The following is an 11,487-nucleotide window of genomic DNA, read 5'->3' on the forward strand; positions in this document are numbered from 1 at the left end:
TGTGTAGGTTAATGAGATTGTTGGAAAAAGATTAATAAGACAGTGACGGCTTGTAAAATACTAAAGAAGCTCATTCGGAATTTTTGTTTCAAATCTAAATTAATCAGGACCATCCAAGTAAAGACGATGATGATAAGTGCCAAAATTGTCCAGATGTTCCAAGGTAGAGAGAGAGTATTTAATAATAACATGACTCCAAAAACGAGGGCGGTCATGCGCTTCTTTTTACCTTCGGGCACGAAAATAATACTCATATAAAATAAATAGCTTAACAATAGAGGGAGCAAACTAAGTAAGAAAGGCTTAGTTAAGAAAGTGTTCTGTTGATAAAAGATGACAACCGGCATCGAAAGGGTCGAGACCCCCGAATATAAAATTAAGCCAAAAATATTTTGTAAATTAAGCCATTTGAAATGGAATAAGATAAGGGATATGGGCATTAAAAAAAGCAAAATAAATTGTTGGATCGTAACTTCATGATATAAAAAATATAATAAGAAGAGGGGAACGAGGAGCAACAAATAGTGGCGCCAGCCCTTAAAAGCATCATTGAAAGTGTAGTAGATAGCTAAGGCGAGAAAAATGGAGTAGGTCAACAACCAGGGATTATTCTGCCATTGACCAGCGCTTAATTGTTTAGAGTAAATTAGCGGGTATGTCCACCAGATTAAGATTTGAGCAAGGCACGAAAGGGTCGGAGCAATCCAAACGGTTTTCCAGTTGATAGGTGTATTTGTATGAAGGAGCTGTTTTGGTTGATTGATGTGGCCGGATTTGGAATTGCCGGCTGAACTTATTGTATTTGGCATGATGAATCCTTTAAAATATTGATTTTTAAACTAATACTAAACCTCTTTATTATACTCGAAAATATTGAGATAAGTTATGCTTTATGAGAAATTTTAGAAAGGTCGAGAGTGTTATCCGTATGCATTCAATGGTACAATTAAGAAATGTAGAATTATGGGGTAAGTTGTCCTAAATTCAAAAAATGGAGATAAGGCAGGGAAAATTTTTGACAAAGTTAAAACAATTGTTAGTTAAATATCGGGAACAAATCCTCTATTTAGTCTTTGGGGGTTTGACGACACTCGTGAATATTGTTGTCTATGGAGCCTTGCATTTGATGGCATGGCCGTACCAATTGGCTTATTGGAGTGCTTGGTTTTTAGCGGTTTTGTTTGCCTATTTAACCAACCGACGCTGGGTCTTTCAATCACAATCCCGAGGACTTTCAGCGATTTTACGTGAAACGTTCAATTTTTATTTTGCCCGATTATTAACTGGTCTATTGGGATCAGCGATTATGTGGTTGGGTGTGAGCGCTTTACAGCAAAATGATTTTATCTGGAATATTATTCAAAATATTTTTGTTATTATTGCCAATTATGGATTGAGTAAGTGGTTTATTTTTAAAAGTAAGGAGTAAACAGCATGGCAGTTAAATTAGTAGCAACCGATTTAGATGGAACTTTATTAAATAATGGTAAAAAATTTGATTATCAACGCTTTACCGCTTTGTTAGATCAAATGGATGCCCGGGATATGAAATTGGTGGTCGCAACGGGAAATCATTTGGACCAAATTAAGCAGTATTTCGCTCCCGTTAATCCAGCACGCTTATTATATATTTCTAGTAATGGTGCTATGGTTTCTGATAATGAAGATATTTTATATGAACGACCAGTTTCTAAAGCGCAAATTAAAAAAGTAGTCGCTTGGAATGCGTCAACGAGAGCGGAAATGGAGAATTTGATTATCCTTTCTGGGGCTAAAGCAGCCTATGTTTCTAATCATGCGACGCCTGAAATAATTCAAGCGGTTCGTCAATTTTATCCGCGGGTGGAACAAATTGATAAGTTAGTTGAAGTTGATGATGATATTTTGGTAATGGAATTAATCTGGCCAGAGAATGCCAACGTTAAAGAATATGTCAAAGAACTTCGGCAAACATTTGGCGAAGAGCTACATACGACGGGATCTGGTTTCGGGTCGGTGTCGATTTTGGCGGCGCATACCGATAAGAGTACGGGCTTAAAAGCATTAAGTGACATTTATGGAATTCAACCCGATGAAATGGCAGCGTTTGGTGATAATAGTAATGATTTGGAGATGTTACGGTATGTGGGTCACCCATATGTGATGCCAAATGCTGAAGCGTTTATGCATGAACGCATCCCGTCAACAGCGGTGGCTGATAACGAACATGATGGAGTGATAGCAACAATTGAGCAGTTAATTGAGCAAGAAGATCAAAAGAGGTAGGAGAACAAGCGCATGTTTTTTAACAAAAAAGCAGACAGCAAGTCAGCTTCTGAAGTTTTACGGGCTGATTTAATGCCACAACATATCGCTATTATTATGGACGGGAATGGACGTTGGGCAAAAGCAAAAGGCCTACCTCGAGTTGCAGGACATCAACGGGGGATGGAAGTTGTTAAGACAATCACGAAAGCGGCGAGTGATTTAGGGGTCAAAGTTTTAACTGTCTATGCGTTTTCCACGGAAAATTGGAAGCGTCCGGCGAGCGAAGTGAAATTCTTAATGGGTTTGCCAACTAAGTTTTTTGATACTTTTGTACCTGAATTGATTGCTAATAATGTCCGGGTGAATGTGATGGGCTATATAGATCAATTACCGGGTGAAACACAAAAAGCTGTGCAAGATGCGGTGGCACAAACGGCCCAAAATACGGGGATGGTGTTGAATTTTGCTTTAAATTATGGTGGTCAGGCTGAGATTGTGACCGGGATTCAAGCGATTGCCCAACAGGTTGCAGATGGTGATTTGCAAGTCGCTGATATTAATGAAGCGTTGGTTGATCAAAATTTGATGACGGCCAATTTGAGTCCATATCAGAATCCAGACCTTTTGATTCGAACCAGTGGTGAAGAGCGAATTTCGAACTTTTTGTTGTGGCAATTAGCATATAGTGAATTTGTTTTTTTGCCCCAGCATTGGCCCGAGATGACGGCTGAAGCTTTAAAAGAAGCTATTTTAATTTATCAAAAGCGGGATCGCCGTTTTGGTGGAATTAAAGAAGGTTAATTAAATATTTGAGGAGAGTGTTATGCGAACACGAGTGATTACGGCGATTGTGGCCCTATTGATTTTTATTCCCACAGTCTTAGCTGGTGGAGTTTGGTTAGATATCATGGGGTCTTTGTTAGCCATCATTGCCATGAGTGAAATTATTTTAATGCGTAAAAAATTATTAGTTTCATTTGAAGCTATAATTTCGATGGTGGGAGTAGTATGTATGACTTTACCTTCATCCACTTGGCAACAATGGAATCAATATTTACCAGATGAATTAAGTTATTCTTCATTATTATATGTATTTATCTTATTAATGTTATTTCATACCGTTATCAGCAAGAATCAATTTAGTTTTGAGGATGCGGGTGTCTTTACTTTAGCAATGATGTATATCGGAATGGGGTTCCATTTCCTCGTTCAAGCCCGGGCAGCCGGTCTGAGTGTGATTTTCTTTGGGATGTTGGTTGTCTGGATAACTGATTCAGGAGCGTACATGATTGGGCGTAAAATTGGTAAAACGCCGCTGATTCCCCGCTTAAGCCCCAATAAAACAGTGGAAGGCTCAGTTGGGGGGACACTTGCAACGGTCGTAATTATGGGGATTTACGTTTACTTTTTCCCACAAGCTTATAGTTTACCCATTGTGTTGGGCATGATTTTGATTTTATCAGTCGCCGGACAGTTTGGTGATTTGATTGAATCTGGATTGAAACGTTATTATAAAGTTAAAGATTCGGGAAGTATTTTACCAGGACATGGTGGGATTTTAGATCGTTTTGATTCAATGTTAATTGTGATGCCCCTATTATATCTATTAGGTGGTATGCATTAGGTTTTATGCGATAAAATTGGTGATATGATGAGCTATGAAATGGTATGCTGTCCCATTCATAGCTTTTTAATATTTTTGAAAATATTGATGTTTAAAAGCAGATTTTAGACCACACTGTCTTGGCAACCTAAAGCCACGTGACCTGTTGGCACAGGGAAGTTCTTCAGCAAGGGATGGTGGGATATGGTAAAATATGGCTAAAGCAAAATGCTAGTTAGTGAAGCAGAGGGAAGGTAATTATGAAACAATCAAAAGTGTTCATTCCAACATTGCGGGAAGCGCCCGCTGATGCGGAGGTGATCTCACATCAAATGATGTTACGTGCTGGATATATTCGGCCCGTTTCAGCTGGAGTCTACGCCTATTTGCCATTAGCGCAGCGGGTATTTCAAAAGGTTGAGACCATCATTCGCGAAGAAATGGAACACATTGATGCAATTGAAATGTTGGCACCAACTTTGTTGCCCGCCGAATTATGGCAAGAATCAGGACGTTATGAAAGCTATGGTCCAGATTTGTTTAAATTACAAAATCGGCATGAGCGAGATATGATTTTAGCGCCTACGCATGAGGAATTAATGACTTCGTTAATTCGCGATGACATTAAATCTTATAAGCGGTTACCTTTGACAGTTTATCAAATTCAAAATAAGTTACGTGATGAACGACGCCCGCGTTCTGGTCTGCTTCGGGGGCGTGAGTTTATCATGAAGGACGCTTATTCATTTTCAGTAGATCAAGTTGGATTAGATGAAGCTTATAAGCAGATGGAACAAGCATATATTAATATTTTTGACCGCGTTGGCGTAAATTATCGAGTCATCGTGGGTGATGCTGGTGCCATGGGTGGATCGGATTCAAAGGAATTTTCAGCGCCTGCCAGTGCTGGTGAAGATATTATTGCTTATTCTGATCAATCTGACTATGCTGCCAATTTAGAAATGGCCAAGGATCTATACACGCCAGATAAGTCGCATGCGCCAATGGGTGAGCTTGAGAAGATTGCAACACCTGAAGTAAAAACCATTGATGAGTTAGCGCAATATTTGAAGCGCGAGCCACAACAATTAGTGAAAACGATTTTGATGATGGCTGATAATCAACCTGTGATGCTGTTAGTACGTGGCGATTATGAAGTCAATGAAGTTAAAGTGACTCATGTAACTGGAGCAACTGAATTGCGGATGGCGACTGAACAAGAAGCTGAACAATTATTGGGAGCTACTTTTGGTTCACTTGGACCTGTGGGTGTTGGCGAAGAAATTAAAATTATTGCTGATGAGTGGGTTCAAGACATGGTCAATGTGGCCGTGGGAGCAAATGAATCTGGGTTCCATTATTTGAACGCTAATATTGGTCGGGACTTTAGAATTGACGAAGTAGCAGATATTCGAGTTGCGCTAGAAGGTAATCCAACTATTGACGGTCAAGGTCATTTGGTCTTTACTAAGGGAATTGAAATTGGACATATCTTCAAGCTTGGGACTCGATATTCTAAGGCTTTAGGTGCACAAGTTTTGGATGCTAATGGGCGTCAACAAGACATCATTATGGGTTCATATGGAATTGGGGTTTCACGTTTGTTGTCAGCGATTGCTGAGCAAAATGCTGATGGTAATGGTCTCGTTTGGCCCCAGGCAATTGCTCCTTGGGATGTTCATTTAGTACCAATTAAGTATACTAATGCCGAACAAGGTGCTTTGACAGATCAAATTTATGCTCAATTAACAGCGGCAGGGTATGAAGTGCTCTTAGATGATCGCAATGAGCGTCCGGGAGTTAAATTTGCTGATTCAGATTTGATTGGCTTGCCAATTCGTGTCACAGTTGGAAAGAAAGCTGCCGAAGGAATCGTTGAAGTTAAGGTGCGGACGGCTGAAGAAGCCATTGAAGTGCGGGTTGAAGAATTGAATGAAACCGTGGCCATTTTATTACACCCAGCTGAAGACGAAAAATAGTATTAATGAAAAATTAACCGTATTGATGTGTTGAGAATGCCCATTCGATGGTTAATTATTAATTAATTGGAATGCTGTAATTCATTAGATTTATGGTGTTCTTTTTAATTTAAATTTTTAAATTTAGAAGATATTGGGATGGACACTTTGATTGCTTGAAACACATGTTGACGTCTTAGTGATTATGGTATGATAGTTATTTAAAGAGACATGATGAATTTAATAATGGTGGTTTTTTATGAAGAAATCAGAAAAATATTTAGTAGGTGGTTTGCATCTGTTGGTAATTTTATTTTGGGCAATGGTCTATGTCGTACCTTCGCGCTTTGATTTTTTAATTTGGAATGTCTTTTTAGCTTTGTTGCCGTTAGACTTTGCTTTGATATATCAGCAAATGAAACGGCAACAGCATAAAATGATGGCGCTGGGGATGTTTATTCTCTGGTTGATTTTCTTTCCCAATGCGATGTATTTACTAACCGATTTTAGTCACTTATCAGCAATCGGAACCGCTTTGGCGACCGGTATTCAATATATGAATTATGGTATTTTATGTGCTGGAATCATGATGGGAATTTTAATTGGATTAATCAGTTTAGAAGTGATTGTTGATTCAATGAACTTGTTAAATGAATGGTATGTACAGGCGCTATTTTATATTGGTATGAGTGGGGTTTCGGCAACAGCAATGTATATAGGTCGCTTTGCTCGATTAAATTCATGGGATTTGGTAGCAAACCCATTGGCAATTATTCGTCAACACAGCTGGTTATTAACGGCCGATTTTAAAGTCTTTGTTTTAAGCTTTACGGTGGCCCAGTTATTTATTATGCTGACATTTCATATTATTTGGCAAAGTCGACAAGATTAGGAGGAACACATGGGATTAAATACAGCAGAACAATTTCAAGTTTTAGCACAACAGTTAAAATTTGAAAATATTCCTGATGGTTTCCAACAAGCTGAGTTAGAGCGTTTGATTGTGCATGAACAGTCAAAGATATGGCAATTTCAAATTGGATTGCTAGAATTACCTAAAGTTAATGAAACGGTAGAGTTTAGCCAACGATTACAACGTGAATTTGAAATGATTGCGCAGACCAGTTGGCATTTTGATTTAAAAAAACAACCGCAACTCGCCGAAATTTATGCTTATTGGCCTTGGATTTTAGCACAGCACCAAAATGATCAAGGCGCCTTTCGTCCGGCGTTTCAAAATGTCCAAACGGAACTTACAGATCAAGCAATTATTTTGAAATTTAATTCAACGCCATGGTTACAATATGCGCAGAATACAGGGATGCAATTAATTAATGAACAAATTCAAAATTTGGGAGTTACGGCACCCGTGCCATTTCAATTAGTTTTGGATCAAGAATTAGTGCAAGCATCCATGGCAGCGGGACAACGGAAACGCGCTGAAGATGAAGCCGCTTTGGCCCAAAAAGCGCAAGCGCAGATGGCTGAATATCAGGCAAACGTGCGTAAGAATCAGCAAGCGGCGGAAAAAGCGGAAGACCGACAAAAGAGCCATATGCGCTCTAAGGTTACGGATCAATCGATTGGGAAGGGGATCCCTAATAATGTTGTGGTCACACGGATGGCTGATGTACACATGGAGGCTGATTTGGTGACCTTTGAAGGCTATGTTTTTGATAGTGAGATTCGGGAACTGCGTAACGGTCGGAAACTCGCCATTTTAAAAATGTCAGACTATACTGACTCATTTGTCTTGAAAAAGTTTTTAAATCAAGAAGCGGAAGAACCATGGTTGCAAGATTTGAAAAATGGTGGTTGGTACCGTGTCCGCGGTAATATCCGTGAAGATTCATTTACGCATGATTTGACGATGATGTTTCGTGACATAGAGATGATTCCAGGCAAGAAGGCGCGTAAAGATCCTTATCAAGGTGCTAAAAAACGGGTCGATTTGCACGTTCATTCATTGATGTCGACCATGAACGCGACCAACGGAATTAGTGATTATGTGCAAACAGCAGCTGGCTGGGATATGCCAGCTTTGGCGGTAACTGATACTGCGGGCGCACAAGCTTTCCCCGAGGCAGCAGGTGCAGCTAAAAAAATTAATCAAAAATATCAAAAGCAAGCGGAAAAACAATTTGCGCAGGAACATGAAGTTGATCCAAGCGATGAGGCAGCGGTGAAACAGTTGTTACAGGATGAAGCAGATGAGTTTGCTGATTTTAAATTAAAAAATCAAAAACATTTTAAGATGATTTATGGCTTAGAGTTAAATCTAGTAGATAACACCACGCCCTTTGCGCTAAATCCCGATGATCAAATTTTAGATACGGCCGAATATGTTTCTTTTGACGTGGAGACGACCGGATTGGCACCGCGCTATGATAAGGTAATTCAATTATCTGCGGTGAAGATGCAAGGGGGAAATGTGATTGGTGAATTTAACGAATATGTGAATCCCCATGAACCTTTGCAGCCGATTATTATGGAAATTACGCATATTACTGATGCAATGTTAGAAAATGCGCGGGATGAGGCCGAAGTTTTTGCCGATTTTAAGGATTTCTGTGGTGATGCGATTCTAGTTGGACACAATGTGATTGATTTTGATATTCCAATGTTAAATACCACTTATCAACGATTGGGGATGCCCCAAGTTGAGAGCGTGGTTATTGATACGTTGCCCTTGGCACGCTTTTTACATCCAGAAATGCGGCGCTTTACGTTAAGCACCTTGGCTAAGAAATTAGGCATTCCTTTAGATCATGCGCACAACGCGATTTATGACGCGACGGCGACGGGACAAGTTGCGCGGAAATTAATCCAAGATGCCAAAGAACGGTATGGCGTTAAGACGGCTCTTGATTTAAATCAACATATCGCAGAAGGTGAACCATGGCGGCGCGGACGCCCGATGCATGCGACGGTTTTGGTTAAAAATCAGGTGGGGGTTAAGAACCTATATAAAATGATTTCAACAGCTAATGTGGATTATTTGGATCGCGTTCCTAAAACGCCTCGTGCTGTTTTGGAAAACTATCGGGAAGGCCTTTTAGTTGGGACTGGTGATGCGAGTGGCGAGTTCTTTGAAACTTTAGAACGTAAAGGACCAGCAGCCGCGAAGAAAGTGGCTGAATTTTATGACTATATTGAGATTCAACCGACGGGTAACTATTCACAAGAGCTAGCTCGTGAAATGATTAAAGGTGAAGAGCGGCTCCATGAAATTATTGCTGACGCGGTTCAGATTGGGGCAGAATTAAATAAACCAGTTGTCGTAACGGGGGATGCCCATTATTTGGATCCGCAAGATGCGATTTATCGCAAAATTTTAATAAATTCTCAAGGTGGAGCAAATCCTTTGAATCGCTATCCTTTGCCAGAGGTTCATTTCCGGACAACACAAGAATTATTAGATGATTTCGCCTTTCTTGGGTCGGAAACAGCGCAAGCGGTAGTCGTAAACAATACACATTTGGTGGCTGATCAAATTGACGATGTTGAAGCGATTAAGACTGGAAATTATCCACCCAATATGCCAAACGCTGAAGAAGAAATTCGTGCCAAAACTTATGCGACAGCTCATCAAATGTATGGTAATCCTTTGCCTTTGCAGATTGAAGCGCGGATTGAACGTGAACTCGCTTCAATTATTGGGAATGGATTCTCGGTTATTTACTTGGTGGCGCAGCGTCTGGTTGCCAAATCTAATAAAGATGGATACTTGGTTGGTTCACGAGGATCGGTCGGGTCGTCTTTGGTAGCACTTTTAGTTGGAATTACGGAAGTGAATGCGTTGGCGCCACATTACTATAGTGAAGCTGGTGAGTATGTAGAGTTTGTTGATCCACGAATATATGGATCAGGGTACTCGATTCCGTTGAAAAATTCGCCAATTGATCAAACACCATTGATTGGGGATGGACATAATATTCCGTTTGAAACTTTTTTGGGCTTTAAGGGAAACAAGGTGCCAGATATTGATTTGAATTTCTCAGGTGATTATCAACCGTTTGCGCATAATTATATGAAGTCATTGTTTGGAGAGAATAATGTCTTTCGAGCTGGAACGATTGCGACGGTGGCGGATAAAACAGCGTTTGGATATGTCAAAGCTTATGAGCGTGATTTAAACGAAGCTGTGCGGAAACAAAAGCAAAAAGATTTGGGCATTGCTAGTCTTGAAGACGTGCATTTGTCTGAAGAAGAGGTCGTTAGTTTTAAGACTGCTGAAATTGAGCGGTTAGCAGCTGGCTCAACCGGAGTGAAGCGAACAACCGGGCAACACCCTGCCGGAATTTTGATTGTGCCTGATGATATGGAAATTTATGATTTCACGCCGATTCAATATCCAGCGGATGATGTTAAAGCAAAATGGAAAACAACACACTTTGATTTCCATTCAATTCACGATAACATTTTGAAAATGGATATTTTGGGGCATGATGATCCAACGATGATTCGTGCTTTACAGGATATGTCGGGGATTGATCCAACGACGATTCCGATGAATGATGAAGGTGTGATGAGCTTATTCCAATCACCAGATATTTTAGGTGTAAAAGCTGAAAATATCTTTTCTAAAACTGGAACACTTGGAGTACCGGAATTTGGGACTGAGTTTGTGCGGGGGATGCTGCAAGAAACTAAGCCAAAGACTTATGCGGACCTTCTCCAAATATCTGGGCTGTCACACGGAACTGATGTGTGGCGTGGGAATGCGGATGAATTAATTGAACAAGGCCTAGCTGATATTTCAACGGTGATTGGAACGCGTGATAAAATCATGACGGACTTGATTAATTGGGGAGTTAATTCTGAATCAGCCTTCCAAATTATGGAAAAAGTTCGAAAAGGAAAAGGTGTTTCAGAAGCATATCAAGCGGAATTACGAGAAGCTGGGGTAGAAGAATGGTATATTGAGTCATTACAAAAGATTCAGTATATGTTCCCCTTAGCGCACGCGGCGGCTTATGTTTTAATGGCGTTACGGATTGCTTACTTTAAAGTTTATTTTCCTATTTTGTATTACGCAGCATACTTTTCTGTGCGGGCTAGCAACTTTGACATTGTCACTATGGCTCGTGGAGGTCAGGCCTTAAAAGCACGAATTACAGATATTAAAGCGCAAGGTTTGGATGCCTCAGCTAAAGATCGCGACTTAGTCACCGTTTTGGAGATTGCCAATGAAGCGACTGAGCGTGGAATCGCCTTTGGCATGGTGGATTTGTATAAGTCGGATTCTGAAGAGTGGATTATTGATGGACAACGGTTGATTGCTCCATTTAATGCGGTACCTAGTTTGGGAGATAACGTTGCCAAGCGGATTATTGCAGCTCGAGCAGAAGGTGAGTTTTTGTCCAAAGAAGATTTAGCTAAACGCGGTGGCGTTTCGCAAAGCCTGATGCAATTCTTTGAAGACAATGGTGTGGTTGATGGCATGTCTGATGAGAATCAAATGGCATTGTTTTAAAATGAAGTGTTGTTTAGGTCGTGGATGATAAATTCACGACCTTTTTATTGTTCGGATAAACATTTTAATATTAGGAGTTGACGAACATTCGGGGATGATGTATATTAATTAAGTCGGCTAGGAACGAAACGTTCTTGACTGATTAATAAAAAATATTGAGGGTTGACTTCTGGTTAGCTACTTGGTATTATATAAAAGTTGTC

General features: G+C 40.1%; 8 protein-coding genes. 7 read left to right on the forward strand and 1 reads right to left on the reverse strand.

What is annotated here, in order from left to right; translation table 11 throughout:
* Window positions 1–8: 8 nt before the first annotated feature.
* Window positions 9–809, reverse strand: coding sequence for a hypothetical protein (locus IV73_RS05725; protein WP_236697739.1), 801 nt, complete (start codon window positions 807–809; stop codon window positions 9–11).
* Between the two features lie 206 nt (window positions 810–1,015).
* Between IV73_RS05725 and IV73_RS05730 the strand changes: the two genes are divergently transcribed.
* The 7 genes from IV73_RS05730 (at window position 1,016) to IV73_RS05760 (ending at window position 11,284) form a co-directional block, all read left to right on the forward strand.
* Window positions 1,016–1,429 (forward strand): GtrA family protein, encoded by a 414-nt coding sequence (locus tag IV73_RS05730; protein ID WP_157049553.1) that lies wholly within the window; start codon window positions 1,016–1,018, stop codon window positions 1,427–1,429.
* Window positions 1,430–1,434: 5 nt separating this feature from the next.
* Entirely contained in the window at window positions 1,435–2,265 is an 831-nt protein-coding gene (locus IV73_RS05735; protein WP_057756154.1) for an HAD-IIB family hydrolase, read from the forward strand.
* Window positions 2,266–2,277: 12 nt separating this feature from the next.
* Window positions 2,278–3,048, forward strand: a complete 771-nt coding sequence (locus IV73_RS05740) for an isoprenyl transferase (protein WP_057756158.1) — start codon at window positions 2,278–2,280, stop codon at window positions 3,046–3,048.
* Window positions 3,049–3,070: 22 nt separating this feature from the next.
* The gene (locus tag IV73_RS05745; RefSeq protein ID WP_057756161.1) at window positions 3,071–3,871 is read left to right on the forward strand and encodes a phosphatidate cytidylyltransferase; all 801 of its coding nucleotides are present in this window, start codon (window positions 3,071–3,073) and stop codon (window positions 3,869–3,871) included.
* 239 nt (window positions 3,872–4,110) lie between these two features.
* A complete protein-coding gene (locus IV73_RS05750; RefSeq protein WP_057756164.1) occupies window positions 4,111–5,829 on the forward strand; it encodes a proline--tRNA ligase in 1,719 nt (572 codons plus the stop codon).
* Window positions 5,830–6,067: 238 nt separating this feature from the next.
* Entirely contained in the window at window positions 6,068–6,700 is a 633-nt protein-coding gene (locus tag IV73_RS05755; protein WP_057756167.1) for a DUF1361 domain-containing protein, read from the forward strand.
* A gap of 9 nt (window positions 6,701–6,709) precedes the next feature.
* On the forward strand, window positions 6,710–11,284 hold the full coding sequence (locus IV73_RS05760; protein WP_057756170.1) for a PolC-type DNA polymerase III: 4,575 nt from the start codon (window positions 6,710–6,712) through the stop codon (window positions 11,282–11,284).
* Window positions 11,285–11,487 lie beyond the last annotated feature (203 nt).

This window comes from Weissella kandleri, assembly GCF_001438705.1.
Lineage (GTDB): Bacteria > Bacillota > Bacilli > Lactobacillales > Lactobacillaceae > Weissella > Weissella kandleri.